General features: G+C 59.2%; 27 protein-coding genes. 8 read left to right on the plus strand and 19 right to left on the minus strand.

What is annotated here, in order from left to right; genetic code table 11:
- Window positions 1-69 precede the first annotated feature (69 nt).
- Window positions 70-1,248: an aminotransferase gene (locus tag AB3X55_09245; protein MEX0503767.1), complete on the plus strand. Its 1,179-nt coding sequence runs from the start codon at window positions 70-72 to the stop codon at window positions 1,246-1,248.
- Here the strand turns inward: AB3X55_09245 and AB3X55_09250 are convergent, their stop codons facing one another.
- The 4 genes from AB3X55_09250 to AB3X55_09265 all read right to left on the minus strand — a co-directional run bounded on the left by AB3X55_09250 (window position 1,249) and on the right by AB3X55_09265 (window position 3,927).
- A complete protein-coding gene (locus AB3X55_09250) occupies window positions 1,249-2,049 on the minus strand; it encodes a class II aldolase/adducin family protein (protein MEX0503768.1) in 801 nt (266 codons plus the stop codon).
- A gap of 29 nt (window positions 2,050-2,078) precedes the next feature.
- Window positions 2,079-3,014 (minus strand): ketopantoate reductase family protein, encoded by a 936-nt coding sequence (locus AB3X55_09255; GenBank protein MEX0503769.1) that lies wholly within the window; start codon window positions 3,012-3,014, stop codon window positions 2,079-2,081.
- 126 nt (window positions 3,015-3,140) lie between these two features.
- A complete protein-coding gene (locus AB3X55_09260) occupies window positions 3,141-3,455 on the minus strand; it encodes a hypothetical protein (GenBank protein ID MEX0503770.1) in 315 nt (104 codons plus the stop codon).
- Between the two features lie 31 nt (window positions 3,456-3,486).
- Window positions 3,487-3,927: an SRPBCC domain-containing protein gene (locus AB3X55_09265; protein ID MEX0503771.1), complete on the minus strand. Its 441-nt coding sequence runs from the start codon at window positions 3,925-3,927 to the stop codon at window positions 3,487-3,489.
- Window positions 3,928-4,259: 332 nt separating this feature from the next.
- Here AB3X55_09265 and AB3X55_09270 point away from each other — a divergent pair, with 332 nt between their 5' ends.
- From AB3X55_09270 to gloB, 3 genes are all read left to right on the plus strand, one after another.
- Window positions 4,260-5,138 (plus strand): sulfite exporter TauE/SafE family protein, encoded by an 879-nt coding sequence (locus AB3X55_09270; GenBank protein ID MEX0503772.1) that lies wholly within the window; start codon window positions 4,260-4,262, stop codon window positions 5,136-5,138.
- A gap of 104 nt (window positions 5,139-5,242) precedes the next feature.
- Window positions 5,243-5,683: a VOC family protein gene (locus tag AB3X55_09275; GenBank protein MEX0503773.1), complete on the plus strand. Its 441-nt coding sequence runs from the start codon at window positions 5,243-5,245 to the stop codon at window positions 5,681-5,683.
- Between the two features lie 7 nt (window positions 5,684-5,690).
- Entirely contained in the window at window positions 5,691-6,446 is a 756-nt protein-coding gene (gloB, locus tag AB3X55_09280) for a hydroxyacylglutathione hydrolase (protein MEX0503774.1), read from the plus strand.
- A 17-nt stretch (window positions 6,447-6,463) separates the two neighbouring features.
- On the opposite strand, the gene fni is transcribed toward gloB, so the two are convergent.
- From fni to AB3X55_09315, 7 genes are all read right to left on the minus strand, one after another.
- Window positions 6,464-7,516 carry a type 2 isopentenyl-diphosphate Delta-isomerase gene (fni, locus tag AB3X55_09285; protein ID MEX0503775.1) on the minus strand — a complete coding sequence of 351 codons (1,053 nt, stop codon included), beginning with the start codon at window positions 7,514-7,516 and terminating at the stop codon, window positions 6,464-6,466.
- A 6-nt stretch (window positions 7,517-7,522) separates the two neighbouring features.
- Window positions 7,523-8,380: a Brp/Blh family beta-carotene 15,15'-dioxygenase gene (locus AB3X55_09290; GenBank protein MEX0503776.1), complete on the minus strand. Its 858-nt coding sequence runs from the start codon at window positions 8,378-8,380 to the stop codon at window positions 7,523-7,525.
- Entirely contained in the window at window positions 8,380-9,525 is a 1,146-nt protein-coding gene (locus AB3X55_09295; GenBank protein ID MEX0503777.1) for a lycopene cyclase family protein, read from the minus strand. The genes AB3X55_09290 and AB3X55_09295 overlap by 1 nt, the downstream gene beginning before the upstream one ends.
- Entirely contained in the window at window positions 9,515-10,432 is a 918-nt protein-coding gene (locus AB3X55_09300) for a phytoene/squalene synthase family protein (GenBank protein ID MEX0503778.1), read from the minus strand. Before AB3X55_09300 ends, AB3X55_09295 begins: the two co-directional genes overlap by 11 nt.
- Window positions 10,433-10,450: 18 nt before the next feature.
- A complete protein-coding gene (gene crtI / locus AB3X55_09305) occupies window positions 10,451-12,007 on the minus strand; it encodes a phytoene desaturase family protein (GenBank protein ID MEX0503779.1) in 1,557 nt (518 codons plus the stop codon).
- A 10-nt stretch (window positions 12,008-12,017) separates the two neighbouring features.
- Window positions 12,018-13,043 (minus strand): polyprenyl synthetase family protein, encoded by a 1,026-nt coding sequence (locus tag AB3X55_09310; GenBank protein ID MEX0503780.1) that lies wholly within the window; start codon window positions 13,041-13,043, stop codon window positions 12,018-12,020.
- Window positions 13,044-13,144: 101 nt separating this feature from the next.
- Window positions 13,145-13,933, minus strand: coding sequence for a bacteriorhodopsin-like (locus AB3X55_09315; GenBank protein ID MEX0503781.1), 789 nt, complete (start codon window positions 13,931-13,933; stop codon window positions 13,145-13,147).
- 521 nt (window positions 13,934-14,454) lie between these two features.
- Between AB3X55_09315 and AB3X55_09320 the strand changes: the two genes are divergently transcribed.
- Window positions 14,455-15,273, plus strand: coding sequence for a lysophospholipid acyltransferase family protein (locus tag AB3X55_09320; GenBank protein ID MEX0503782.1), 819 nt, complete (start codon window positions 14,455-14,457; stop codon window positions 15,271-15,273).
- On the opposite strand, the gene AB3X55_09325 is transcribed toward AB3X55_09320, so the two are convergent.
- Together AB3X55_09325 and AB3X55_09330 are read right to left on the minus strand one after the other, a co-directional pair.
- Entirely contained in the window at window positions 15,258-15,872 is a 615-nt protein-coding gene (locus AB3X55_09325) for a DNA-3-methyladenine glycosylase I (GenBank protein ID MEX0503783.1), read from the minus strand. The two genes, AB3X55_09320 and AB3X55_09325, sit on opposite strands and share 16 nt — an antisense overlap.
- 32 nt (window positions 15,873-15,904) lie before the next feature.
- Window positions 15,905-16,642: a sulfite exporter TauE/SafE family protein gene (locus AB3X55_09330; protein MEX0503784.1), complete on the minus strand. Its 738-nt coding sequence runs from the start codon at window positions 16,640-16,642 to the stop codon at window positions 15,905-15,907.
- A 139-nt stretch (window positions 16,643-16,781) separates the two neighbouring features.
- Between AB3X55_09330 and AB3X55_09335 the strand changes: the two genes are divergently transcribed.
- Window positions 16,782-18,419 carry a GMC family oxidoreductase gene (locus AB3X55_09335; protein MEX0503785.1) on the plus strand — a complete coding sequence of 546 codons (1,638 nt, stop codon included), beginning with the start codon at window positions 16,782-16,784 and terminating at the stop codon, window positions 18,417-18,419.
- Here the strand turns inward: AB3X55_09335 and AB3X55_09340 are convergent.
- The 6 genes from AB3X55_09340 to AB3X55_09365 all read right to left on the minus strand — a co-directional run bounded on the left by AB3X55_09340 (window position 18,416) and on the right by AB3X55_09365 (window position 25,105).
- Window positions 18,416-20,395: an acetyl-CoA carboxylase biotin carboxylase subunit gene (locus AB3X55_09340; GenBank protein ID MEX0503786.1), complete on the minus strand. Its 1,980-nt coding sequence runs from the start codon at window positions 20,393-20,395 to the stop codon at window positions 18,416-18,418. The genes AB3X55_09335 and AB3X55_09340 overlap by 4 nt on opposite strands.
- A 29-nt stretch (window positions 20,396-20,424) precedes the next feature.
- Complete coding sequence (locus tag AB3X55_09345; GenBank protein ID MEX0503787.1) at window positions 20,425-21,957, minus strand: acyl-CoA carboxylase subunit beta; 1,533 nt, start codon at window positions 21,955-21,957, stop codon at window positions 20,425-20,427.
- A gap of 105 nt (window positions 21,958-22,062) precedes the next feature.
- Window positions 22,063-22,500, minus strand: coding sequence for a hypothetical protein (locus tag AB3X55_09350; GenBank protein MEX0503788.1), 438 nt, complete (start codon window positions 22,498-22,500; stop codon window positions 22,063-22,065).
- Entirely contained in the window at window positions 22,493-23,305 is an 813-nt protein-coding gene (locus AB3X55_09355) for an FAD-binding domain-containing protein (GenBank protein ID MEX0503789.1), read from the minus strand. The genes AB3X55_09350 and AB3X55_09355 overlap by 8 nt, the downstream gene beginning before the upstream one ends.
- A gap of 108 nt (window positions 23,306-23,413) precedes the next feature.
- Window positions 23,414-23,983, minus strand: a complete 570-nt coding sequence (locus AB3X55_09360) for a TetR family transcriptional regulator (GenBank protein ID MEX0503790.1) — start codon at window positions 23,981-23,983, stop codon at window positions 23,414-23,416.
- A gap of 102 nt (window positions 23,984-24,085) precedes the next feature.
- Complete coding sequence (locus AB3X55_09365; protein MEX0503791.1) at window positions 24,086-25,105, minus strand: LacI family DNA-binding transcriptional regulator; 1,020 nt, start codon at window positions 25,103-25,105, stop codon at window positions 24,086-24,088.
- Between the two features lie 237 nt (window positions 25,106-25,342).
- Here AB3X55_09365 and AB3X55_09370 point away from each other — a divergent pair, with 237 nt between their 5' ends.
- Both AB3X55_09370 and AB3X55_09375 read left to right on the plus strand, forming a co-directional pair.
- Window positions 25,343-25,519, plus strand: a complete 177-nt coding sequence (locus tag AB3X55_09370; GenBank protein ID MEX0503792.1) for a hypothetical protein — start codon at window positions 25,343-25,345, stop codon at window positions 25,517-25,519.
- A 57-nt stretch (window positions 25,520-25,576) separates the two neighbouring features.
- Window positions 25,577-26,725 (plus strand): TRAP transporter substrate-binding protein, encoded by a 1,149-nt coding sequence (locus AB3X55_09375; protein MEX0503793.1) that lies wholly within the window; start codon window positions 25,577-25,579, stop codon window positions 26,723-26,725.
- Window positions 26,726-26,869: the final 144 nt, after the last annotated feature.

Below are 26,869 nucleotides of genomic sequence, written 5' to 3' on the forward strand. Positions count from 1 at the left end.
CGGGGTTGCGCCTTTCAACAACCCCCCTAAGCTGCTAGGGGTTCCAGAGCGTAATGTTGGGGTAGATTGATGTTCAATCCTGCAGTTTCAAAGCTTACCGCGCCGCCTGTATCCGTGGTTCAGGACTGGCGTGCCGCCTATGATGGCAGTCGCGGTGAGATGATTGATATGAGCCAGGCAGTGCCGGGATATGCCGCGCACCCCGACATGATACATGCTCTTGAACGGGCGGCTGCGGAAACCGAGGCGGCGCGCTATGGCCGGGTTGAAGGCGACTGGGACCTGCGGTGTGCCTATACGGCGCATCTTGGCACGGTCTATGGGCATGATGTTGCGCCAGAAACCGTCCATATCACATCAGGATGCAATCAGGCATTTGTTGCAGCGGTGCTGGCCGTCGCCGGGCATGGCGATGAAATTCTGATGACGCGACCATGCTATTTCAATCATGAATCGGCGCTTGGCATGCTGGGGATCGGGATCGGCTATGTGGATTGCCATGCCGACAACGGTATGCTGCCCCGTCTTGAAGACATCGAGGCCGCCATCTCGGCAAACACCCGGGCAATCGCCATCGTGTCGCCGAACAATCCCTGTGGTGCGATCTATCCGCCAGCCCTTCTTGACGATATTTTCGACCTTTGTCGAGCAAGAGGAATCTGGCTGATTCTGGATGAAACCTATCGTGACTTCCTGCCGCTGGACGCCGCGCGGCCCCATGATCTGTTCCGCCGGGATGACTGGCAGCAGACACTGGTCCAGCTTTACAGCTTTTCAAAATCCTATTGCATGCCCGGCCACCGGCTTGGCGCGGTAACCGCAGGGGCCGATTTCGTTCTGGAGCTTGCCAAGATCATCGACAACATCCAGATCTGTGCGCCGCGCGCCGCCCAGATTGCGGTGACGCCGATGCTGACGGCCCTGACCGACTGGCGGCAGTCGAACCGCGAGAGAATCGCCGCCCGCGCAGCTGTGTTTGAAGAGGTGATCAACGCGCTCGATGGCTGGACCCTGCTGAGTACAGGCGCCTATTTCGGCTATGTCCGGCATCCATATGCTGGCCGTCAGGCGTCGCTGGATGTCGCCAGGCGTCTGGCGCGCGATGTCGGGGTGCTGACAATCCCCGGCACATTCTTCGGCGACGGTCAGGATGCCTTCCTTCGCTTTGCATTCGCCAATGCCGGCCGCGATGTTATTGCCGAACTGCCGGATCGATTGACCGTATTCGAGCGCAACCAGTCCCGTTGATCAGTGTTTCCAGCCAGGATCAATCCTGTCGAGCATGCGCCAGAAGGCCGGCCATTCGGGGTGCCGAACAGCAGCGCCAGCCTGCGCGTCACCACCTTCGAATTGCTGACGCGTATGTCGCATGATGTCATCCGGGATATAGCTGATCTGCGCACCTGACGACATCGTACGCAGCATGATCTCGGCGTTGCGGATAAACAGCTGATGCCGGACAAACGCCCAGGCAACATTCGGCCCGGCGGTCAGAAGACCATGATTCTTCAGCACCAGCGTATGGTTCTTGTCACCCATCGCGGCCGTCAGGGCTTCCTGCTCGGCCTCATCCAGCACAATGCCACTGAAATCATGATAGCCGATGCGCTCAAACAGCTGGCAGCCCTCCTGCATCATCGGCACCACCTCGACATTGAGCGCCGCCAAGGACTGGCTGAACGGCTCATGCGTATGCATCACACAATGCAGATCATCCGGCCGGGCCTTGTGGATGGCGGCGTGGATTACATAGCCGGCGCGGTTCACCGGCCAGTTGTCGTCCGACACCTTGTTGCCATCCAAATCAACACAGGTCAGGTTTGACGCGGTGATTTCATCATAGGTCAGCCCGAAGGGATTGATCAGGAAGGTGTCCGTTCCGGGAATCCGCAGCGTTATGTGATTATAGACGACGCTGGTCCATCCGTAGAAATGCGTCAGCCTGTAGGCGGCGGCGAGATCGACCCTGGCATGCCATTCGGCATCGCTCATGCCCTTTGGGGTGTCGGGATAGGTTATTCCGAGTGGAATAGGCGTGGCACCGGACATCACAGCATTCTCCTCAATCCTGACGTTCTTCAGTCCTGACTATACTGTGCCTCGCGCGCATGGACGAGCGCAAGCAATGTCTGGTTGCGGGGCGTTGCCACACCATGCAGCGCGCCAAGGTCAACAACGGCCCCGTTCAATGAATCGATTTCGGTCCGGCGCGACGCATGAAAGTCGACAAGCATCGACGGCTTGTGGGTGCGATGCTCACGCTGGACAAGGTCGAGCGTCTTCATCAAGGCATCACGGTCAACCTCAACCCCCACAGCGGCGGCCACGTCACAGCTTTCCATCGCGGTCGCCACGGCAAGATGGCGCAATTCGTCGGAGTCCAGCACCGGACCGGGTGTCAGATCAAGCAGCGCACACAGGCTGTTCATGGCACAGTTGAATGAAACCTTTGCCCAAATCACACGATCCACATCGGGATTGACCCTGGCCTCGATACCGGCCCCATTCAGCATCTCGGCTAGCTGTGTCGCCATATTACCCGTAACCGGGTCATCACCGGCAGCACAGAATTGTGACAGGTGCGCGCCATGCGACTCCACGATACCGGGTGCCACAATGTCGGCTGGTGCCATGGTTGTTCCATAGATCACATGCGTCATGGGCACGAACGCGGCAAGACGATCGGCATTGCCAAGGCCGTTCTGCAGGCTGACAAGTCGCGTATCAGGGCCGATCACGGGTGCCGCCGCGTCGAGCGCGGCATGTGTTGATCCGGTCTTGGTGAAAACAATCACCATGTCGGCAATGCCGGCTTCGGCGGCGTTTTCCGCATCGACAATCCGGGGGGAAGCCGTTGTCTCACCCCCATCCAGTCGCAATATCAGGCCGCGATCACGAATGGCGTCGCGATGCGCGTGATTGCGGATCAGCATGGTCACATCCTGGCCATGTGCCGCCAGCGCGCCACCAAAATAAGACCCCAGCGCGCCAACGCCGACAACCATGATCCGCATACCCTTCACCTCCAGACAGTCAGTGTCCCGCAATGGCGCAATGGGAGCAAGCTGAAAGCTGGTTCAGGCAAAGCCCCGTCGGGGGGCTGCTATGTCAGATGATTATCCGTGCAGTCATCACTGACCCTACATCGACACCTCGTGTATTTCCGCCACCTCGATACTGCCATCACCGATGATCGGACAGGTCTTGGCCAGCTCGATCGCCCGGTCGATGCTGTCGGTCTGGATGATTGTGTATCCGGACAGGGGATTTGGACCACCATTGTCATGCACCCCGGTCGCGGACACTGTCCGTGACATGCCGACCGGGTTGCCCGGATCGATGACAACATCGCTGATACTGTCAAACCAGCTATACCAGCGTTCGATTTCGATTTCTGTTTCCTTGGGTGTCTCGGGTGTTTTGCCGCCGTGATAGGCGAATAGATAATGTGGCATGTTTGTCTCCGGTCTGTTGTCAGTAACTGGTTCAGATAAGTGGAAAGAGAGGCCCGATCCGGTCCAGTGACGAAGCCCAGCCCTGATGATGAAGGCGTGCGGACTCGGCATCTGCCAGACCGGTCTGGTGCATGGTCAAAATCGTGCTGCCGCCGAGACCGGGGCGCACAGCCAGGCGCACATGGCTTTCATGTCCACGCAGCCCGGTTTCGCGGTCATGCCACGCCCAACTGAGTTCAACACTCTCTGCCGGTGTGACATGCACCACCTCGCCCGATACAAGATGTCCGCCAAGATCCGGCTCGATCATCACCGAGGACCATGGTCCGGGACGGGTGAAATCAAGATGATATTCGCCCAATGTAACCCCTTGCGGTCCCCACCAGAGTGGCACGCAGTCAGGCGCCGTAATGAAGGTGAAGACCCTTTCCGGCGAGAAGGGTATCGACTTTTCAATGCTCAGGTCGGTCACGCGGAATCCCGGTTGCTGTGAAGAGTGGCGGGCGCATCAATTCCTGACGGGCGCGAATACACTTGGCCAATATGGCGGCCAATATGGCGGCCAATATGGCGGCCAAGATTTGCCACGACACCGTCGCGATAGAGTAACGTCACTACAGAGTGTCGCGCTCAGGCAGGGTTGACAGGCTGATCACAGTGTCACCGGGTTAACAACAGGCGGAAAATGACAAAGCCGTGAACAGCCGCCGCCGGTCGCCATGACGGGTCGGCTGTGCTGGACGATGTCGGGCTGGCGCGCTAGAACGAAGGTCTGCCAGATGCTGGCGCCACCCCTGTTTTCACATGAGCAAGGAAGAACTCTCCGTGCCCTTCAGCTCGATACCGGCCAATGATGTGCTGTTCCTGATGACAGCAGGGTTGCTTGTCACCGGCATCGTGGCCGGCCTTCTTGCCGGACTGCTTGGTGTTGGCGGCGGCATTGTGATCGTACCGGTCCTGTTCCTGCTGTTCAGCTATCTGGACGTTCCGGACAGCATCATCATGCATATGGCTGTGGCGACCTCGCTGGCGACCATCATTCCCATCTCGCTGTCGTCAGCGCGTGAACATTATCGCCGCGGTGCGGTTGATCTTGACGTGTTCCGCCACTGGTCCCCCTTCATGCTTGTTGCCGCAGGTCTGGCGGCGGCGGTCTCCGGCAATTTTGATTCGCAGTATCTTCAATTGCTGTTCGGCGGCATTGCCATCTATGTCGCCCTGACCATGATCCGCGGCAAGACATCGGCCGCCGACGCAGCGCCGGACACATCACGGATTGCCGACGCGGGGCGCGGCATTCGCGGCGGCATCATCTCGGCGCTGATTGGCGCGGCGTCATCCCTTATGGGCATTGGCGGCGGCAGCATAGCCGTGCCGGTTCTGAGCGCGCTTGCCCTGCCGGTCCACCGGGCTGTCGGCACGGCGGCCGCCTTTGGGTTTCTGATCGCGGTTCCCGGCGCGCTTGGCTTTATCTGGGCCGGCCTTGGTGTCGATGGCCGGCTTCCCTTCTCGCTCGGCTTTGTCAATATACCGGCCGCGATCATCATTTTCTCGACAAGCCTGTTCACGGTGCCGCTTGGCAGCCGCATCGCGCATGCGCTGAATCCAAGGGGACTTCGCCGGGCCTTTGGGTTTTTCCTGCTGCTGAGCGCATTGAACATCCTGAGCGGTGTGATTGCCTGACCAATCGGCGACAGCCGGTCGCCAAGGCGATGGCTGGACGCACCACCGGGCGGCGGCGTATGCTTGGGGCATCGCACTTCAACAGACCGTAAAGCGGGGCCGTCATGCGTTATCTTCACACCATGGTCAGGGTCACCAATCTTGATGACTCGCTCGATTTCTATTGTAACAAGCTCGGGCTTGTCGAAACCAACCGCAAGGAGGTCGAAGCGGGACGCTTTACACTTGTCTTCCTCGCCGCGCCGCAGGATGTCGACAGCGCCAGGGCAACCCGCGCACCGGAAGTCGAATTGACCTATAACTGGGATCCTGAAGATTATGACGAGGGACGGAATTTCGGCCACCTTGCCTATTATGTCGATGACATCTACGCCACCTGTCAGCGGCTCATGGATGCCGGTGTGACGATCAACAGGCCACCGCGGGACGGCCGCATGGCCTTTATCCGTTCACCGGACAACATCTCGATTGAATTGCTTCAGGAAGGCGAGGCGAAAGCGCCGGCCGAGCCCTGGGCATCAATGGAAAACATCGGGTCATGGTAGGTTTGTGATGACACTGGAACTGCATCAGTTTGCCTATAACCAGGACAATTACGGTGTCCTGCTTCATGACAGCGACACCGGCGAGACGGCGATGATCGATGCCGGCGACGCCGCAGCAGCACGCGCCGCGCTTGCGCTCACGGGCTGGCAATTGACACAAATCTGGATCACGCATCACCATGGCGACCACACTGACGGTCTGCATGACATTGCCGCCGAGACAGGTGCCGCCACCTATGGCCCGGCTGGCGTGTCCGGGGTGGCGCATGTCCTTGCCGACCGGGACAGTTTCGTCTTTGCCGGCAGACAGGTCGACGTCATTGCGACACCGGGCCATACGCTGGATATGCTGAATTTCCACCTCGCCTCGGAACGGCTTGCTTTTACCGGCGATACGCTGTTTGCCATGGGATGCGGGCGGCTGTTCGAGGGTGATGCCGACATGATGTGGGCCAGCCTGACACGGCTGATGGTGCTTGATGATGACACCATCATCTATTGCAGCCACGAATATACGGCTGCCAACGCCGCCTTCGCGCTGAGCGTCGACCCGGACAATCCGGCATTGCAGCGTCGTGCCGAGGCGGTAACAGAATTGCGGACAGCGGGTCAGCCAACCGTGCCGACAATCATGGCACTTGAGAAGGAAACCAACCCCTTTCTTCGCGCCGGCGACCCGGCAATCCGCGCATGGCTGGGGATGGATTCGGCACCGGACAGCGCTGTCTTTGCCGAAATCAGGCGCCGCAAGGACAATTTCTGACCTTCGGTCAATCCGGGCTAGCGCGGGGACACCCGCCCGGACACCGCACCGAGTCCGGCAAGGTCGGGTGCGCCGGTCAGGAACATGGCCAGACGAAGCTGGTCCATGAAGCGGTTCATCACAGTCATGGCGGCATCGCCGTCCGGCGGCTGTACGCCATCGACTGTCAGGGCCCGCAATACCGGCCCGGCCATCGAGGCAAACGCCGCGCCAAGCCATAACGATCTTGCCACATCAAGGCCGTGGCGAATGCCACCCGAGGCGATCAGCCTGCCATCCGGACAGGCTGCGCGAACAGCACAAAGCGCGTCAACAGTCGGCAGCCCCCAGTCAAGAAACGGATCAAACAGCGCCGCATCATCGCGGCGGGCCACCTCGATGCGGGTCCAGTTGGTGCCTCCAAGGCCGGCGACATCGACAGCATGCACCCCAACATCGAACAGGCGCCGCCCCACATCCGGCCCGATGCCGGCGCCAACCTCCTTGACCATCACCGGCACGTCCAGCTCGCGGACACAGCTTTCGATGGCGCTCAGCACATGACGCCAGTCTGTCTGCCCTTCGGGCTGGGCTGCTTCCTGAAGCGGGTTCAGATGGATGAAGAGGGCGTCGGCCTGCAGGTCGTCAACCGCCCGTTTCGCCAGATCAATGCCGCCCGGCATCGCCAGCTGCACACCGCCAAGATTGCCAATCAGGGGAATTGACGGCGCATGAGCGCGCAGCATGGCCTGTGACCGGCCGGCCTCGAGGCTGGCACGCTGCGAGCCGACAGCCAGCGCGATGCCGGCCTGCTGGGCAAGATCGGCAAGTGCCAGATTTATCGCATCGGCATGGGAGGTGCCGCCGGTCATGGCCCCGATGAATAGCGGGGCGCTGACCGGCCTGCCAAGAAACTCGGTCGAGATGTCGATGGAAGCAAGGTCGCATTCGGGAAGCGCACAATGGTCAAGCCTGACCCTGTCAAAGCCGGCATCATGACCTGACATGGCAAGGTCACTGGCGGCAAGCCTGAGATGTGCATCCTTGCGTTTGCCTGTCGCCGCCAAAGGGCCGTTTGCATCATCCGTCATTGCGTATCACCGGTGGAAAAATTTGCGTCGCATGCTGCGGTTTGTGCGGCGATAGATCCCGTCAACAAGGATCATGTGCGGCACTGTCAACGCCGCCAGACCAATGAAAACAACACGCAGAACAACCGGCTGGGGATCGCCCGCATCGGCAAGCCACCAGATTGCCGCCGCACCGGCAAGCCAGCTTCCGACAGTAAAGATTGCCGCCTGAAACGTCACCGCGGCAAGCGACATGTGCTGACGAAGACTGGACAAGATGCTGGCAATATGCCGCGCCGAATGCACACAGCAGAAATAGACCGCAAAGCCGACAAGCGGCGGTGTCAGGGCAAACAGAATTGCCAGCGCGCAAAGTTCCAGCGCCGTGGCGCGCCACCGGCGATGCCACAGTGCCTGCGCAAGACAGACAACAAGCGAGGCCCCAACAACAACCGTCAGAATATCAAGCCCCTGCCAGACGAGGGTGGTATCGCCGCTGGTCAGATAGGCAAAGATCACATCAACCTCGGCCCGGTGCATCTGGCTGATGCCGGTAACAACAAGGCCGCCATGCGCCACCACCTCGGCACCACGAACCCAGCCTGCACCCTGACGCGCATCACCGGCGCCGAAATGAAGCATGCTGATAATCAGAAAGCCGAGCAGACTCACCGTCGGTGCAAAGAGCCAGGCCGCGATGACCAGCCCCGCCATCGCAACATACAGGACAAGGAACCGGACAAACAGCACCGCCCTGCGCGAAAAGCCGAGATGTACGGCAATCGCACCATCAAGTGCGCCATGCGGCAACCCGATCAGCACCACCGCACCAAGCGCGACAAGATCAAGCGGTGCCATGGCCATGATGCCGTTCATGATATCCATCACGCCGCACCCGCATATTTCACGCCAGCGCCACTGGCCGTAACCAGCCTCAGGGCACCTCGAAGAAACGGAAGTTTCGGCATCGCCATGACAACCTTCAGACGCAGCGCCCAGTCGGCCTCGCCATTGAGGAAGCGCACAAATTCATCACCTGAAAGCGCCTGTCCCATGCGCAGGAACAACTCTGGCGCTCTTTCCGGCCAATGGCGAAGAACCGTCAACAGGACCGCATCCATGGCAAGGTCGACAGCCTGATGAGGCGGGGTCACCGCGAACCGTCCGGTTGCCCTGGCGGCTGCAATGGCGCTGTCGATCTGGCGCTGAATGAAGATGAATGCATAGCCGCTTGATGGCCTGATGGCACCGCCATTGCCGCCAATGCCGGGAATGGCAGGGTCACGCTGTTGCAGTCTGCCAAGCGGAATGACACCACGCTCGCGGCGTATCGTTTCAAAGCTGGCCAGGCTGTAATGCCGGTCCAGATAGGTGTGGATTGCCGTCAGATAGAAATCCTCATCCAGCGTGTCCGGTGAAAACAGGGTTGATTCGACCAGAGCTTCGGTTGGCGAGAATGGTAGCAGATAGATAAAATGCATCCCGCGTGACTGGTCGACGCGGAAATCCATCAATATCGCCATATCCGGATCAAAGACAGGTGTCGATGCGCGCACTTCAAGACCGATGAAATGCTGCAGCATCATGCCGCGCGGCACCGGCGGGGGACGGCTGTCAAAGTGCTGGATGTCCGTACCGGCAGAAGATATGCCGTCGCCAATCTCGGATGACGCCATCATGGCGACACCGGCTTCTTTGGCTCTGGCCTCGCAATGCGATATCCAGTCACTCCGCCATAGTGCGAAATAGGGCCGCTGTGACGAGGCCATGACAACCCTGTCATCGGCGCTCGCTATGGCCCAGCGAGACCATGACCTGCGCGCCAGACCCATGGCTGTCTCGAGACCCGGCCCACCCCAGAATCCCCATATATGCTCGGCCGCGGCAGGCGCGCCGGCGGGCCGCACCAGCGTGATGTCGTGATCCGGCAATTCACCGGCCCGCGCCGCAAGCGACAGCGCCGCACAGCCGTCACCAAGGATCCGGATGGACCGCCTTGGGCTGCCAGACAACATGGTATCAGGCGACATAGGGAAGCCCTCTCAGAGCCATATGGAGCCGGTGGTCATGCCGCGCCTCGACAGCGCCCATGCGCGCACCAAGACTTGCCAGCGCCACCACCGAACATCGCAGCTTTGTTGGCTTGCTTGTGACCTGTCTGCCCGCATGCCAGGCATGTCCCGCGGCACGAAGCTGAACGCCGATCTGGCGATAGACCCGCGCTGCAACGGCAATCGAGAGATGGGCCCGCCAGGGAAGATAGCCATAGCCCTGTGCGCCACTGGCATAGAATGCCTCGGCCATGTCCAGCAGCCGTGACACCGCTGCCGTGACATCATCATGGACAGCAGAACCGGGGCTGTCCGCAGCGACCAGAATGTCGGTCGGTGTGGCATTGCCGACCCAGTCGCCCGGAATATAGCGGCGGTTCATCCCCGCATCCTCCAGAACATCACGCGCGATGTTGGTCAGCTGCATGGCAATTCCCAGATCGATGGCATGGGCGCGGGCAGCCGGGCTATGGCAATCCAGGACATGACACATCAGGAGTCCAACCGTTCCCGCCACCCTGTAGGCATAGCGCAGCAACGCCGCCTCGTCGGCAAGCGCCACCATATCAACCTGATCGTCAAGCAGACCATCAATGAGGGCAACAAGAACATCATCCGGAAAGTTCTTGTCCGCCATCAGGGGCAAAAAGGCACGCAGCGCGGGATCGGTACCTGTCCGGCCAGCGACAAGGTCATCACGGATCGACAGCAGGCGGGCCGGTCCATCCTCGATATCCCCGTCAGCCATGTCATCGAGAAGCCGGCAGAACGCATAGAGATTTGCCGCATCGCGTCCCATGCGCGCGCCAAGAAACCGGCGCGCCCAGTAAAAGCTCTTGCCGTTGGCGGCAAGGGATTCTTCGGATGTCAGGCTTTCATTCGACATCGGTGCCGGCTCCCGCCGTCAGGCTGGCTGTGCCAGTTGCTGGCTGGCGGCCGCCTGCTCCTCTTCCTCGATCAGTCGTTCAACCACCTTAGCAGAACACAGCACGCCTGGCATCCCCGCACCTGGATGTGCGCCGGCAGCGGCAAAATACAGGTTGGGAATGTGGGGATCCCGATTGTGATAGCGGAACCAGGCCGACTGGATGAAGATCGGCGCGATGGAGAATCCAGCCCCATGCATCGATCTGTAATCATTCCTGAAATCCTCGGGAGTCATCCAGAAATCATCGGAAATCACCGCCGAAAGATCTGGCATGATGGTACGCTCCAGCGCCTCGACTATGCGATCCCGAAGCGCTGTTCCCTCTGTTGACCAGTCAACATCGCCAAGCAGGTTTGGAACCGGGCACAGCACATAGAAACTGTCACATCCCTCCGGCGCAAAGCTGGGATCTGTCGCCGTTGGACGATGAAGATAGAGCGAGAAGTCGTCGGCCAGGATCTTGCGGTCGAAGATATCGGCCAGCAACTCGCGATAGCGTGGACCCATCCAGATGGTATGGTGCGCCACATCCTCATAGGTGCGCCTGGTGCCGAAAAACAACACATAAAGCCCCATCGAATATTGCGTCACGCTTTCGGGCAGGGCGCGCTTGGACCGCGTTTCCTCCGGCAGCATCTGCTGATAGATGGTTGGCGGATCGCCATTACAGATCACCCGATCGGCTCGAAACTGGCGGCCCGTTGTCGAGATCGCGCCGGTGGCGCGCCCGCCCTGCATGGTAATGCGCTCTACATCAACCCCGAGTTCAACCGCGACACCAGCGCGTTCCAGCAGCCTGTGAAGCTGTTCGACGAGACGCCCGGTGCCGCCCATGCAAAAGAACACGCCCCAGCGCCGTTCGAGGTAATGTATCAGGGCGTAGATCGAGGTTGTGGTGAACGGATTGCCGCCGACAAGCAGCGGGTGGATGGAAAAAGCCTGCCGCAACAGCGGATGCCGGATATGGCTGTTCACAAGCCCGGCCACAGTGCGGTAGCTGCGAAGCCGCAGCAGGGCCGGCACCTGCGCCATCATCGCGGTAAACCGTGTAAAGGGACGGTCGGCGAGCTTTTCAAAGCCGATGGCAAAGATCCGCCGCGACGTTTCAAGCAGGCCGGCATAGCCCTTTACATCGTCGGGCGAGAACCGTTCGATCTCGCGGTTGGTATCCTCGACGCTCGCCCGATAGTCGAATTGCTGACCATCATGGAAATGAAAACGGTACCAGGGGTCCAGTGGCCGAAAATCGAGATGGTCTTCGCGGGATTCGCCAAAGAGTTCAAACAGCTCGTCAAACAGAAAGGGGGCGGTAATCACGGTTGGTCCGGCATCGTGCCGAAAGCCGCCACGTTCAAAGACCTGGGCCCTGCCCCCGATGGCCTGAAGCCTGTCGACAAGCGTCACGCTGTACCCCCGCGCCCGCATCCGAAGTGCCGCCGCAATGCCACCAAAGCCAGCACCGATCACAAGCACGTCGTCTTTGGGTGCAGGTGCGTCTGTGGTGGAGGGGTGCGCCTTTGGGGCCGGTGTCATAGGTGCCGTTTCAGCCTTTGTTCAGAGATGCCACTGATTTCAGGCATACCTGCTGCAGAAGCTGTTGTATAGGCGTGATGACGGCGACAAGCTCTGCCGGGAGTCGCCCGGCATAGTTTGTGGCGTCGTCAAGAAGCGCGTCCATACGGCGCGCCGCCTCGCCAAGCGCCGGGGAGCGCCGCAATTCGTCAACCCAGCTGTCGAGCCCTTCGACGGATCCGCTCGCATACCAGCTGTCGAAATCCGCCCTCATCCCGGCATCAAGCGATTGGCGGAACAATACGACAACGCCGTTCGGCGCCCGCCGCCCAAGGTCGGACCCACATGTGTTCGCACCATCACTGCCGGAAAAATTGAGAATGTCATTGGCAATCTGATAGGCGTTGCCAAGAGCGCGGAAACAATCACCGATCGTCGGTGCCGCGCCGCCATGAAGCGCCATCGCCGCAACACCTTCCAGCGGCGCGGTCAGCAAAGGTGCTGTCTTGTCGCCGGCACCCTGCAGATAATGCTCCCAGTCCCTGACCGGGCGCACATCGAATTCCCGTGCCTCGCCAATCGTGGTCGTCTTCATGTGCGTTGCCAGTATCTTCACCAGCATCGGTGTCTGCGAGCGCTGCGCCGCCTCGGCGGCAAGTTCGAAAGACAATGCGACCAGCCAGTCACCGAGGGTCAGCGCAACATCACGGCCATAGACAGACCAGACGGCCAGCCGGCCGCGACGCAGCCTGTCGCCGTCACAGATGTCATCATGGATCAGCGAGGCATTGTGAAGCACCTCGATCGCCGCCGCCCAGTGAAGGGCTGCCGGCCTGTTGACTTTCAGGGACTCGGCGGCGCGGAGCGCCATCTTCGCGCGCAGCATCTTGCCCGGGGCGGCAAAGTGATGCAACGCGGCGTCGGCAAGCGGCTGGCCAGGCTGGGGCATGCGCTCGATAATAAAGCCGTGGATGATTTCCGAAATCGACTGCGAAACAGGAATGCCCGCACCGGTGTCGGCATAAATCTCGTTCGCTGGTGTGGACAGATCAGTCATATGCACCGTCTTTGCTTTGTTCCACGAAATGAGACCGGAAATTCGTCAAATCTATTGCTGGAAGGGGCAGCGCAGGGCGCTGCCCCTAACAAGTGGGTAAGTTAGGCTTTGGCTTCGGACTCGGTGACCGCAACGTTCCAGATGATCACACCGAACGCAATTTTGTTCAGTACGTCTGCAAGGTTGTAGATCACGTTGAGCGAATCTGCCGAACCAGCCGGATCACCGGTTGCAAGGTAGCCATAGAAGTAGCCGAGCGGATAGATGGCCCAGCCAATGGTTACGATCCAACGCATGGTGGAAAATGCCGACTTGACCGACTCTGGTGCCTGCTCTGCAGAAAGCTTGCCGGCTTCACCAGCGAAGATTTCGTACAGGATGTAGAACCAACCGACCATGCCGATCACGAAACCAAGCCACACATTCATGTAGCCGGCTTCACCAGCATAACCGCCGACCAGCATGATCAATGTACCGATCGTCAGACGCCAGAAAATGCCCGAAGAGACATTCGCGATGGCGCGCAGGATCAGATAGAATTCAATCATGAGAAGCGGAACGGTGATCAGCCAGTCGATGTAACGATACACCGTCGGCGTTTCACCGGTAGATACCCACACATCGCGCATGTAGAAATAGTGTACGGCTGCGACCAGGGTCACGAGACCGGACACGGTAAGCGATGTCTTCCACTTACCTTCTACCCGCTGTGTTTCGATGAAGAAGAACGCGGTTGAAGCAACCAGCGCCATCGAGATCAACCAGAAGGAGATGCCAACAAAGTCGTTGGACTCCAGGTTGCCACCAGCGGCAAACGCTACTGTGGGTGTGATGGCCAACGCCGCCGTAATCAGCGCCGTTTTCGTGGCCTTACCCGAGAAGAGTTTCATTTTGTACCTCCGTTAACGAAAAGGCACGGACGAATCAGGTCGCGCTCGCGACATTATGACCCACCCGTAACGGCACCAGAATATTGAGACAAAGTGGCGCGGCGCAATTGCTAAGCTGCCCATTTTTGGAGACTGGGAAAAGATCGGCTTTTTAATTAATTAAATCAGTTGCTTGCGCTTTGAAAAACAGTTTTTCTGTTTACGCAAGATTGAGCCGTGATTTTACATAAATTTACATTAAATTAATCAAATTCAATATGTTGACTATGAATGACAAAAATTGGTGATTTTCGGGGGGCGAGCCTGATTTCACTCTGAAACACGTCATCAACGGACCGGCTTGGGTCGCTACGGGATGGTTTGCCCCCTGCCACCCGGCCTGTTTCAGGACCGTGACAGGGGTATTTGTCTCTCGTCAGGCGGCAACTATTCCCAGCGCCCCTTCAAAGCATTATCCTGTCACGAATTTGTCGTGTAAGACTGGTAAAGCAAACGGCCAAAGAAGCAATCGGATATCGGGAATGCAAACGTCACCTGTCGTACAACCTATTTTCAGCTTTGCCGATGCTGAGATGGGGCCGATTTCCAACGCTGTGATCAGGTCAATAGAGCGGTTCAGCGGCCAACCGAAGATCCGCCAGCTCTATTTCGACTATGTCGATGAAAACAGGCCCTATGCCAGGTTCTGGGCCGATGCGCTGCAGCGCCTCAATATCGAGATCGACCTCCGGCGTGACGCCGGGGCAATGATCCCCAGCAGCGGGCCGACGCTTGTTGTGGCCAACCATCCCTATGGCGTCATCGACGGTCTGGTGCTGTGCGCGCTGATGGCTGAAGTGCGTTCGGACTACAAGATCATCACCCACCGGGTGCTGCGCCAGGCCCCTCCGACAATGGACAAGATCCTGCCAATCGATTTCGACGAAACCGAGGCCGCCCTTGCCACCAATATCGAAACCCGACAGCAGGCTGCGGAATATCTGCGAAGCGGCGGTGCCGTCATCATCTTCCCGGCCGGCGCGATCTCGCTGGCGCCGAAACTGGTCGGCGAGGCCTATGACAAGGAATGGAGACCCTTTGCCGCCAAACTGGCGATGCAGCCGGACACGGTGACGGTGCCGTTTCTGTTTGATGGCCAGAATTCGCTGTTGTTTCAGGCGGCGCGGAAAGTCAGCCTGACGCTCGCCTATTCATTGATGTTCCGTGAAATCTGTAAATTGATGGGCACCACCGTGTCACTGACAATGCGGCGGCCAATAGATGTCAGCGAGCTGAAACAGGTCGGCAACCGCATGGCGGTGACGCAGCATCTTCGTGATCGCACCTACGGCGTCCTGTGACCACGGCGTGCCGGCTGGTCATGGCACCAGCATCCCGCAACGTGATCATTCACCATCCCGACCCCCTGCATGAAGGCATAGATGATTGTCGTGCCGACAAAGGTGAAACCACGCGCCTTCATGTCGCGTGACAGCCTGTCACTGAGCGGGGTTGATGCCGGCACGTCACCGATCTCGGCAAAATGGTTGATCTGTGGCCTCGCATTGACAAACGACCACAGGTAATCGGCAAACCCGGTCCCGTCCCGGCGCATCGCCAGAATGGCAGCGGCGTTCGATCTGGTGCTGGCGATCTTCAGCCGATTACGGACAATCCCCGGATCCTCGCGCAACCTTTCCAGCTCGTCATCAGACATCGCGGCGACACGATCGATATCGAAATTGTGAAAGGCACGCCGATAGCCGCCTCGTTTGCGAAGCACCACATCCCAGCTGAGACCGGCCTGCGCGCCCTCAAGCGTCAGCATTTCAAACAGATGTCTGTCATCATGGACCGGCACCCCCCATTCGGTATCGTGATACCGGGCCAGCTCGCTCTGGCCGGGCCGATTGCCAAAGCAGCGGCGACGCCCGTCGGGTGACATCAGATGATCGGCCATTGAACCCTCTGTTCCCGTTCCGGCTGATCAGCCTAGGCGACAAGGGTGCGAAACAGAAGTGACAATCCCGAGAACAGCATCAACAGAATCAACAGCCGCCGATAGCCATGGTCCGACATCTTGCGGAACAGCCACAAACCAAGTCCGGCACCGATCGCGCCTGCCGGCAATGTCAGCACCAGATTATAGAGTACCGGCCCGCCATACCCGCCATCCAACGCCAGCAGCACGGTTGCCAATGTCAGGATCACCATGTTGAAGGGCTGCAGAATGCCGCGCTGTTCCGCCTTTGGCAAAGGCCGCATCGCCAGCCACATCGATGGCAGCGCTCCGGACAGGCCTGCCATCGCACCAAGAATACCCCCGAGGAATCCGATGCCGGCCTCGAGCGCCAGCCAGCGACCGACGATCGACGGCAGATTCCGCCGGAAGGCAAAATAGCCGCCATAAACAAGCAGCATCGTGCCAACCAACAACGACAGGAGCCGCGTATTGATCAGATCAAGCGCCACCAGCCCCAGCGGAATGCCGACAAGTGCCGGCACGAGAAACACAGCAAGGCGACGCAGATTGATGCTGCTGCGCACCTGCCACATTCCCGGCACGCCGGTGGCAATAGAGTTCGCCAGCGCGATGGCGACCGCCTCTCGCGGCGGCATCACCTGCAGCAGCCAGCCAAGCGCAAACAAGGACGTGCCAAATCCGGCAAGCCCGTTCACAAAGCCCCCGCTCAGACCTGCGGCGATGAGGCAGACAAGCACAATATCCATCGAGGCGACCACCAATTCCAATGCCGAATGCCGGCCAAGACTACGCCCTAATCATCGACCTGTCATGCTGAAGCACCGGTGCCGGGCGGACCCTTTATTTGCAGTTGCCGCAGCAGGGCAAACGCGGCACCATCACGCCATGTCTGAAGAAGTTCACGATGCGGATTTTGTTATTGTCGGGGGCGGGTCGGCAGGCTGTGTGCTTGCCGCACGCCTGACCGAGGATCCGGCGATATCGGTAGTGCTTGTCGAGGCGGGCGGCGAGGACCGGAACCCGCTGATCCATATTCCCGCCGGCTATATCAAGACCATGGTCAACCCGGCCATCAACTGGATGTTCGAGACCGAGCCGGAACCGGGATCGGGCAATCGCAGGATCAAACAGCCGCGCGGCAAGGTTCTTGGCGGATCGTCGGCCATCAACGCCATGCTCTATGTTCGTGGCCAGGCAGCCGACTATGACGGCTGGGCGCAGCAGGGCAATCCCGGGTGGAGCTTTGCCGATGTGCTGCCCTTTTTCCGGCGTGCCGAACATTGCGAATTTGCCGATGATGAGGATGAGTTCCACGCCCGTGGCGGGCCCCTGAATGTGGCCGCGCTTCGTAACCGCTATGAGGCGCTCGACCTGCTGATCTTGGCAGCGCAATCCTGCGGCTATGCGCATAATCCCGACTATAATAGCGCCAGCCAGGACGGGTTTGGATATTTCCAGGTCACCCAGAAAAACGGGCTTCGGTTCTCGGCCAAGAAAGCCTATCTCGACCCGGCGCGGCGGCGGCCGAATTTGCGGGTCATGACAGGGGCGCATGTCACCGGGCTTGTCTTTGCGGCGGATGCGGCCTCGCACCCCCATGTGACAGGCATTCAATGCCGGCAGGCCGGTCGCGACATCACCATAACAGTCAGGCGCGAGGTGATCCTCAGTGCCGGCGCTATCCAGTCACCGCAGATTCTCGAGCTGTCCGGGATCGGTGAACCCGATCTTCTTGCCAGCCACGGCATCCGGACGCGGCACGCTCTTCACGGCGTCGGGGCAAACCTGACCGACCACTATATCTCGCGCCTGTCCTGGCGACTGAAAAGCGACATGTCGCTGAACAAGCGGGCGCATGGTCTTGGCCTGGCGCTGGAGATCGCGAAATACGGACTGACCCGCCGCGGCATGCTGTCGATGCCGGCAGGCATGCTTGCCGGGTTTGTGCGCAGCCGCGACGGGCTTGCCGGACCTGACATCCAGTACCACATCGCGCATGCCAGCTTTGCCAACCCCGAAAAGCGCCAGTTCGACAGTTTTCCCGGCATGACCTTTGGTCCTTGCCAGCTGCGCCCGGAAAGTCGCGGCTCTGTTCATATAGCCGGCCCCGACCCGATGGCACCGCCGCTGATCCGGCCAAATTACCTTGGCACCGATGAGGATTGCCGGGTGCATGTCGCGGGCATGCGCATTGCCCGCCAGATCATGGAAAGCAAGGTGATGCAACCGCATGTCGACCATGAAATGAAACCAGGGCCCGGCGCGGCGGACGATGCCGAGCTGCTGGCCTATGCGCGGGCCACAGGTGTGACCCTCTATCATCCGGTTTCCACCTGCCGCATGGGCCCGGACCCGGCACGCGGCGATGTTGTCGACCCGAGACTGCGCGTTCACGGCGTCAAAGGGTTACGTGTTGTGGACGCATCTATCATGCCGGCGCTTGTATCCGGCAACACCAACGCACCGACAATCATGATTGCCGAAAAGGCCGCGCAGATGATCCGCGAGGATGGGGCGGTCTAGCTGTCAGCCTCGGCAAGGTCGAGCGCCATGATCAGATCATCGACGTTCAGATTGTCACCGATGGCGACCTCGATCGAGCGTACGGTACCAGCGGCCTCTGAAGACAGGACGTTTTCCATCTTCATCGCCTCGATAATCGCCACATCCTGACCGGGGCGGACTTCATCACCAACCGCGACAAGCAGTCTGGTGATCTGGCCCGGCATCGGCGCTGTTATTTCGTCCGCGCCGGCACCTTCATCCGGTGGCGGCATGTGATCAAGCATCGGGGCGAACCGTGCCGGCAACACCGTCAATGCCAGCCTTGCGGACCCCCGCGTCAGGGTAATCCGGTGACCAAGCTGGCGCACCTGAACAGCGACGGGTTCTTCATTGATTGTTCCATCGAACAGATATACCGGGCTCTGGATGCGGCCCGATATGACAATCGTCCTGCCATCAACGACAAGAATGGCAGCGCCCGTTGTCAGCTTGTTGACCTCGACCATCATTCGCTGGCCTGTCTGATCTATGGCCACGAATTCACGGCCTGGTTCGGCAAAATGCCGGTCCTCGTCACGCAGCGCGGCAATCGCCACCGCAAGTCCGGTCAGACCGGGTGCCGCCGCCTTGTCAGGAGGGCCCGCCGTGAAATCACCGTCGAATTCAGCCGCGATGAATCCTGTTGTCAGGTTGCCGCTCTGGAATGAGGCATTCTCCAGCACGGCGGAAAGGAACTGTCTGTTGCTGGCGATTCCATCGATCTCATAATGATCAAGCGCCAGATGCAGTCTGGTGATGGCGGCATCGCGGGTCGGCGCATGCGCCACCAGCTTGGCAATCATCGGGTCGTAATACATCGAGATCTCGCCACCTTCCTCGACCCCTGAATCAACGCGCACGCTCTCGCCAAGCGGTTCGCGATAGCGGATCAGCTGGCCGATCGACGGCAGAAACCCGCGCGCCGGATCCTCGGCATAGACACGGGCCTCGATGGCCCAGCCATTGGCCACGATGTCATCCTGGGTGAGTGACAGCTTTTCCCCAGCGGCAACACGGATCATCTGCTCGACAAGGTCGAGACCATAGACCATTTCGGTCACCGGATGTTCCACCTGAAGGCGCGTGTTCATCTCGAGGAAATAGAAATCCTGATCCGCGCCGACAATGAATTCCACCGTACCGGCAGACCGATAATCCACAGCGCGCGCCAGATCGACAGCCTGCTGGCCCATGGCGGCGCGGGTCTCGGGCGAAATGAACGGGCTTGGCGCCTCTTCGATAACCTTCTGGTGACGGCGTTGGATCGAACATTCCCGTTCACCGACATAGACGACATTGCCATGCTGGTCGGCCAGAAGCTGGATTTCGATATGGCGTGGCTGAACGACAAATTTTTCAATGAAGACACGTGAATCACCAAAGGCGGTTTGCGCCTCGCTCATCGCGGCCCGCATGCCATCCGGCAGGTCATCGGCGCTTTCGATAACGCGCATCCCCTTGCCGCCGCCGCCAGCCGACGCCTTGACCATGACCGGATAACCGATCTCTTTAGCCGCCTTGAGCGCGGTTTCAACATCCTCCACCGCGCCGGGCGTACCGGGGACGACCGACACGCCGGCAGACTCTGCCAGCAGCTTTGATTCAATCTTGTCACCCATCACCGCGATGGCTTTTGGTGCCGGCCCGATAAAGCTGACCCCCGCCTCTTCGACCGCGGTCACGAACGCTGCGTTTTCCGACAGGAACCCGAATCCGGGATGAATGGCCTGGGCACCAGTCTGCTGCGCCGCCTCGATGATCCGATCAGCGCGAAGATAGCTGTCAGCTGACGCCGCACCGCCAATATGCACCGCCTCGTCCGCCATCGTGACATGGGGTGTGCCGGCGTCGGCATCGGAATAGACCGCCACCGTGGCAATGCCCATTTTCTTTGCTGTGCGCATAATCCGGCAGGCGATTTCGCCACGATTGGCAATCAGGATCTTGTCGAACATGGTATCGGGCCCCGGCCTTTTGCTGCGGATCAGAGAGGAAGATTGTCGTGCTTGCGCGCCGGGTTTTCCAACTGCTTGTCTGCCAGCATTGCCAATGCCCGGGCAATGCGACGGCGTGAATTTCGCGGCATGATGATGTCGTCGAGATATCCACGGCCGGCGGCAACAAACGGATTGGCGAATTTCTCGCGATATTCATCCGTCTTTGCGGCAAGCTTGTCAGGGTCTTTGGCATCCTCGCGGAAAATGATGCGCGCCGCGCCTTCCGGTCCCATCACCGCAATCTCGGCGCTTGGCCAGGCATAGTTCACATCGCCGCGAAGATGTTTCGAGGCCATCACATCATAGGCACCGCCATAGGCCTTGCGGGTGATCAGCGTGACCTTTGGCACCGTCGCTTCGGCATAGGCGAACAGCAGCTTTGCGCCATTCGAGATGATGCCACCCGTCTCCTGGGCCAGACCCGGCATGAAACCCGGCACATCGACAAGTGTCACCAGCGGGATGTTGAACGCATCGCAAAAGCGGACAAACCGTGCCGCCTTGCGCGACGCATTGATATCAAGACAGCCTGCCAGCACCATTGGCTGGTTGCCGACAATGCCGACGGTCCTGCCGTCGATCCTGCCAAAGCCGACAATGATGTTGGCGGCATAATTCGTATGGATTTCAAAAAACTCGCCATTATCGACAATCTGCAGCACGACCTGACGCATGTCGTAGGGCATGTTGGCATTGGCCGGAATAATCTGGTCAAGCACCGCCGAGGGGCGGTCAATCGGGTCATGACAGGCGATGACAGGGGCATCTTCGCGGTTCGACAGCGGCAGAAACGACATCAATGCCCGCGTCTGCATCAGCATTTCGACATCATTTTCGAAAGCGCCATGCGCCACGCCGGATACCCGGCTATGCATCTTTGCCCCGCCAAGTTCCTCGGCTGTCAGATCCTCATGGGTGACGGTCTTCACAACATCCGGCCCGGTGACGAACATATAGCTCGACCCTTCGACCATGAAGATGAAGTCGGTGATGGCCGGCGAATAGACAGCGCCGCCCGCACACGGCCCCATGATCAGCGAAATCTGCGGCACGACGCCGGATGCCAGCACATTGCGCTGGAACACTTCGGCATAGCCGCCAAGCGAAGCGACACCTTCCTGGATGCGCGCGCCACCTGAATCATTCAGCCCGATCAGCGGTATGCCCGTCTTGATGGCCTGGTCCATGATCTTGCAGATCTTGGCGGCGTGCGTTTCCGACAGTGACCCGCCAAGTACCGTGAAATCCTGGGAATAGACAAAAACCGGCCGACCACCGATGGTGCCATAGCCTGTGACCACCCCGTCGCCCGGCACCTTCATCCCTTCCATGCCGAAATCATGGCACCGATGCTCGACAAACATATCCCATTCTTCGAATGAGGCATCGTCAAGAAGAAGGGTGATCCGCTCGCGCGCGGTCAGCTTGCCCTTGCCATGCTGGGTATCAATGCGGTGTTGCCCTCCACCAAGACGGGCCTTGACGCGCTTCGCCTCAAGTTCGGCAAGAATATCAGTCATCTGAAAATCCCGGAACAACGGTCATATGGTGGCACAAGCTTATCGGAAAGCCACCGCGCGGATCAATTGCTTTCCGGCGTGCCCGCCGGATGGCGGCCCTTCTCGTCAGACACCGTGCGAGCGGAGCGCACTTTTGCGTGCCTTGTTCCAGTACCGGAAAAACCTGCCAAGGTCCGGAGCCTCGGAAAGGATGACGAACGCGGTATCGTCAACCAATTCGACCGCTACATCCGGTATCGCGCTGCGGATTGTGGCAAGCTGACCTATGAGCGCCGGATCAGGCGTCGCCGGAACAAGCAGACGGCTGGCACCATATGCGGCAACCAAACGCGGCATCAGATCGGTGGCGTCACCCTCGTAGATGTCAACGCCAAGCTCGACCAGCGTTTCATAGATGAAAAGCTGACGCCGTGCCCCGACATGGCCGGCCGTAAATCTGGCACTGTCCCAGATGAACAGGGCCGGCGCGTCGCGGTCGGCCATCGTGAAGACGGGATGCGTGAGTCGCAGCGCGCCTTCATGCAACCAGATCAGGTCAGTCATCGCGATGCTCCAGATTCGGGAACAGCAGGTCGGTCAATTGCTCATAGGAATAGGCCAGCACCCTGTTGTCGGACATTCGCGTGTTGATGTCATGACCGGTATATTTGGCGACATTGTCGAGGTTGAAGATATAGGGCTTTTTCGAGAACGTACTGGCAACCCACTGCCAGGACAGGTTGTTGCTTGCCGGGTCGGCATCAAGGAGATGTTCAAGGAACCAGGCCGCACCGGCCTGCCAGCGAACGCGCCGCCAATGCACGACATAGGCCGCCAGATACATACGGGCGTGATTGTGGAGATAGCCCGTCTCATGGAGCGTGGTGATGAACTGGTCCAGACAGGCCACACCGGTCCGCGCAGTGATGATGTCATCCGGCAGCTCGGCGTCATATTCAGCCGCATCAAACCCTGTCTTGTAGGGTTCGACATCGGTCCAGATATGGTCGGGATGCGCCAGATAGATCCGCTGCCAGTAATCCCGCCAGGCCAGCTCCTGAATAAATTTTTCCGCCTGACGCGGCTCGGCCACTCTGGCAAGCGCCATGTTGCGAACCTCATCAAGGCTGAGGATCCCATGACGCAGATAGCAGGACAACCGTGTCACCGCGCCGTCAAGATGATTGCGGCTGGTGGCATAGGCAACCGGATCGATGGCGGCAAGCAAGGCCTCGGCGGCAGCGCGGCCACCTTGCGCGATGGCAGCGCCAGCCGGAGCGGCGACGGATTGACCGGACAGCGCGGCCACCAGCGATGACGGCATCTGTGTACTGGCAAGGGCCGATGGGGGATTTGCATGGTTTGTCATGGTGCCGAAATGGGTACCGGCACCGCGAAATCAACCACAGGCAACCCACAATCACCGATCAGGCCGGTGCCGAACGGCTTCCAGCACCGAGGCCCAAGCCCGCCAAAGTCATTCCATTACGGTGTCCCTATCGACGATCTGCTGGAGCGCCGCCGCAAGATGGTCACGACGGTGGATACCGGCACCACCCTGCAACGCGTCGACAGCGATAATCCGCTTCATGAGATCATACCCGGCCATCGTCGCGAGGATCAGTCCGGCGCGGGCGTGCCTGTCGCCCCCTTCAAGGCGGCTTGCCAGCGGCGCAATCACCTGTGTGTCGAGGGCTGCCTGCAATGCCGGCGCACAGCTTGGGCTGGCGGCGGTGCGGATCAGTGCCAGCATCGGATCAAAACCACGGTTCGCCCTCATATCCATGAGATTGGCGGCCCGGATGCCGAACTCCGACATCGGGCCGTTCACCAGCCCACCGATATCGAGCATTGGCGGCACCGCCGCCAGGAACAATCCTTCCTTTGACCCGAAATATCTGCCTATCAACGCCACATTCACCCCCGCCAGGTCGGCGATGGCGCGAAGCCCGGTGCCGTCATAGCCATGGTCGGAAAACAGCGTGCGCGCAGCCATCAGGATGGCGTCGGCGGTGCTGGCTGATATTGGCGTTTTTCCACCCTGCATGGCTTCATTTTATACGGTCGTTTACTTTTGAACATAGAAAAAATTAAACGACCGTTTACAAGCGCGACTTCGACGGTATCAACCTGTCTGTGATGTTTGGCGTCACTTCGACCTGGAGAGCGATCCGCGGATCTCTACAGTGGCATCGAGTTGCGTGGTGCGGGGAAATGGCCGACCCTCGACCATATCAACCAGAATGCTTGCGGCGCGGGCGCCCATCTTTCGATGCGGAACATGCACGGTGGACAGTTCAGGCTCCACGATCCGGGCTATTTCTATATCGTCGAATCCGGTGATTGAGATATCGGCCGGCACATTGATACCCATCTTCTGCGCCTGCCGTATGGCCCCGACAGCCAGCACATCATTGCCACAGAAGACAACGCTGGGTGCCTGGACATCCTTCATCAGTGCCTCGAATGCCCTGGCCCCTGTTTCAATTCCATAGTCGGTTTCAATGATATTGAGGGTTTCCGGGGGAATGCCCGCCTCCTCCATGACGTGCCTCACGGCCAGAACCCGCGCCCGTGCCCGGTCGTTTGTTGCCGTTACCGCCGAGATCATGCCGATGTTCCTGTGCCCAAGGGCCAGAACCTGCCGGGCGAGCGCGCACATTGCCGCAAAATTATCAAAGCCAATCGACGGCAGGATGGCATTCGGATCATGCGCCCACGCCACAAGCGCCGGCACATCGCGCGACCGGAGATAGTCGAGAATCGAGCTGCTGCGATCATGACCGATCAGCAGCAACCCATCGGCACCACGCGCGATCAGAGCCCGGGTCTGTTCTTCCTCGACGTCAGACTTGTAGGATGAGCTGGCGACCAGAAGCGTATATCCCTTTTTTCGCAACTCATCCTGGAACGCCTGCAGTCCACGGGCAAAAATGGCGTTTTCCATGGTCGGGATGATGGCCCCGATGGTGTTGGTTCGCTTGGCAGCCATCACTCTTGCGCCAAAATTCGGCGTGTAACCGAGCGCATTCACCGCGTCATTGACGCGATTGCGGGTCGCCTCGCTGACCTGTTCCGGTGAATTCAGACATCGCGAGACTGTGGCCGTCGACACAGCAGCCCGCCTCGCAACGTCATCCAATGTTGGTACGGAACGAGTCGGCATCAGGATCCTAATATATAACGCAATGCTTCATCCATTGGCTGCCTGAGAGTTTACGGACCGGGTCCATATCAAAACTGAAACCTGTCCATGATCAAAGCCCAAAATGCGGGTTTCGCCAATAGCGGGCGACGAAAATCAAAAACATCCCCATTCATGTAAGCCCTTACATTTAATCCTTGCCTTTTATCAATGTAAGCGCTTACGGTTTTATGGTGATGTCATGAAACGAGGAGGCAACACATGCTGCCAGTGGCGTCAACGTTGGCATTTGGAATCTTCGCACTGAACGTCGTGATCGGGTCTGTGACCCGCGCACCATTTATGAACGATGTGTCTGAGATGCTGGTCTTGCTGACGGCAGTGATCCTTTTTGTTGCCGCTATATTAACGAACGAAGCCAAAAGCAAAGCCCAATAGCAAAGCCCAATGGCAAAGCAAGGCAATCTGACTAGGCTCGTTTCAGGAGGAAAGAAATTGAACGACGATACACAAGAACTGAAATCTGTTGAGCGCCGCAACTTCTTGAAGCTTGCCGCAGGCGGCAGCTTCACCGCAGCGCTGATTGTTGGCGCCAATGGCATGCTGTGGTCGAAAGAGGCCATTGCGCAGACTGCCGCTGAAGAGCGTGAACGTGAAAAGGCGGCCGACCATGTGATGACCGTTGCCACAGCCTATGTGCTTGGCGCGTCGCGCAGCTATCCGATCCTGCAGCTGGACCTCAAGGAAAACATCCAGAATGCAACAAATGGCAAGGTGTATGTGAAACTTGCACCCGGAGGCCAGCTTGGCGCTGGCGGGGCGCTCGTACAGAAAGTGCAGTCGGGAACAATCCAGGCGGCTCAGCACTCGCTGTCCAACTTTGCGCCATTCGCATCCGCAGTTGATCTGATCAATATGCCGTATCTGTGTGGCTCGAACCAACGCTTCACGAACCTTGTGCATTCGGACTTCTGGAATAGCGAAGTGCATCCCAAGGTCGAGAAGAACGGCTTCAAAGCCCTGTTCTATGTCAATATCGACCCGCGCGTTGTTGCCGTTCGCAAGGGTGGCTCCGGTGCCGTCATCACGCCTGGTGATCTGGCTGGTGTGAAGTTCCGCGTTCCCGGTTCCAAGATGCTCCAGCAATATTATCGGATGGTTGGTGCCAACCCGACGCCGGTCGCCTGGGGTGAAACACCGTCCGCCATCAAACAGGGCGTTGCCGATGCCCTGGATCCGTCGGTTGGCGCGCTGTATGTGTTTGGCTTCAAGGATATCCTGAGCCATGTCACATTCACGCAAGCCGTTCCGGACAGCCAGGTATATTCCTGTAATCTGGAATGGTTCAACAGCCTGCCATCGGATGTACAGGAAGGCGTCATGTGGGGGTCGCAGATGACCGGCCATATGAACCTTGCGAAGGTACCGTCCGCCCGCGGCTATGCGATGTCGGAGCTTGCAAAGTCTGGTGTCCAGTTCCACTCGCTCAGCGACGATCAGCTTGCCGAGTGGAAAGCTGCCGGTGGCTATCAGCGTGCCGAGTGGGACACATTCAAGAAAGAACTTGCGGGATCAATGGCCAATTTCGGCAAATTGGAAGACGCCGCAAACACACAAGGCAAGTACTACGTACACGACGCCTAAGACCAATGGTGGGCACAAGGCCATTTTGTGCCCACCAATTTGTTTTTCACCTTTTGACGGCTGGGGCTGATTGCCCGATCCACACTGGGTCGCTAAAACTCCATCCACACCGCCTATCAAGGGCAACACCCTCGAGACCACCTC

It is taken from the genome of Alphaproteobacteria bacterium LSUCC0719 (assembly GCA_040839025.1).
Taxonomy (GTDB): domain Bacteria; phylum Pseudomonadota; class Alphaproteobacteria; order Puniceispirillales; family Puniceispirillaceae; genus UBA8309.

Coding starts and splice junctions, on each gene's coding strand:
- AB3X55_09245 (MEX0503767.1), top strand. CDS start 70: ATGTTCAATCCTGCAGTTTCAAAGCTTACCGCGCCGCCTGTATCCGTG.
- AB3X55_09250 (MEX0503768.1), bottom strand. CDS start 2,049: ATGTCCGGTGCCACGCCTATTCCACTCGGAATAACCTATCCCGACACC.
- AB3X55_09255 (MEX0503769.1), bottom strand. CDS start 3,014: ATGCGGATCATGGTTGTCGGCGTTGGCGCGCTGGGGTCTTATTTTGGT.
- AB3X55_09260 (MEX0503770.1), bottom strand. CDS start 3,455: ATGCCACATTATCTATTCGCCTATCACGGCGGCAAAACACCCGAGACA.
- AB3X55_09270 (MEX0503772.1), top strand. CDS start 4,260: ATGAGCAAGGAAGAACTCTCCGTGCCCTTCAGCTCGATACCGGCCAAT.
- AB3X55_09275 (MEX0503773.1), top strand. CDS start 5,243: ATGCGTTATCTTCACACCATGGTCAGGGTCACCAATCTTGATGACTCG.
- gloB (MEX0503774.1), top strand. CDS start 5,691: ATGACACTGGAACTGCATCAGTTTGCCTATAACCAGGACAATTACGGT.
- fni (MEX0503775.1), bottom strand. CDS start 7,516: ATGACGGATGATGCAAACGGCCCTTTGGCGGCGACAGGCAAACGCAAG.
- AB3X55_09290 (MEX0503776.1), bottom strand. CDS start 8,380: ATGGATATCATGAACGGCATCATGGCCATGGCACCGCTTGATCTTGTC.
- AB3X55_09295 (MEX0503777.1), bottom strand. CDS start 9,525: ATGTCGCCTGATACCATGTTGTCTGGCAGCCCAAGGCGGTCCATCCGG.
- AB3X55_09300 (MEX0503778.1), bottom strand. CDS start 10,432: ATGTCGAATGAAAGCCTGACATCCGAAGAATCCCTTGCCGCCAACGGC.
- crtI (MEX0503779.1), bottom strand. CDS start 12,007: ATGACACCGGCCCCAAAGGCGCACCCCTCCACCACAGACGCACCTGCA.
- AB3X55_09310 (MEX0503780.1), bottom strand. CDS start 13,043: ATGACTGATCTGTCCACACCAGCGAACGAGATTTATGCCGACACCGGT.
- AB3X55_09315 (MEX0503781.1), bottom strand. CDS start 13,933: ATGAAACTCTTCTCGGGTAAGGCCACGAAAACGGCGCTGATTACGGCG.
- AB3X55_09320 (MEX0503782.1), top strand. CDS start 14,455: ATGCAAACGTCACCTGTCGTACAACCTATTTTCAGCTTTGCCGATGCT.
- AB3X55_09325 (MEX0503783.1), bottom strand. CDS start 15,872: ATGGCCGATCATCTGATGTCACCCGACGGGCGTCGCCGCTGCTTTGGC.
- AB3X55_09330 (MEX0503784.1), bottom strand. CDS start 16,642: ATGGATATTGTGCTTGTCTGCCTCATCGCCGCAGGTCTGAGCGGGGGC.
- AB3X55_09335 (MEX0503785.1), top strand. CDS start 16,782: ATGTCTGAAGAAGTTCACGATGCGGATTTTGTTATTGTCGGGGGCGGG.
- AB3X55_09340 (MEX0503786.1), bottom strand. CDS start 20,395: ATGTTCGACAAGATCCTGATTGCCAATCGTGGCGAAATCGCCTGCCGG.
- AB3X55_09345 (MEX0503787.1), bottom strand. CDS start 21,957: ATGACTGATATTCTTGCCGAACTTGAGGCGAAGCGCGTCAAGGCCCGT.
- AB3X55_09350 (MEX0503788.1), bottom strand. CDS start 22,500: ATGACTGACCTGATCTGGTTGCATGAAGGCGCGCTGCGACTCACGCAT.
- AB3X55_09355 (MEX0503789.1), bottom strand. CDS start 23,305: ATGACAAACCATGCAAATCCCCCATCGGCCCTTGCCAGTACACAGATG.
- AB3X55_09360 (MEX0503790.1), bottom strand. CDS start 23,983: ATGCAGGGTGGAAAAACGCCAATATCAGCCAGCACCGCCGACGCCATC.
- AB3X55_09370 (MEX0503792.1), top strand. CDS start 25,343: ATGCTGCCAGTGGCGTCAACGTTGGCATTTGGAATCTTCGCACTGAAC.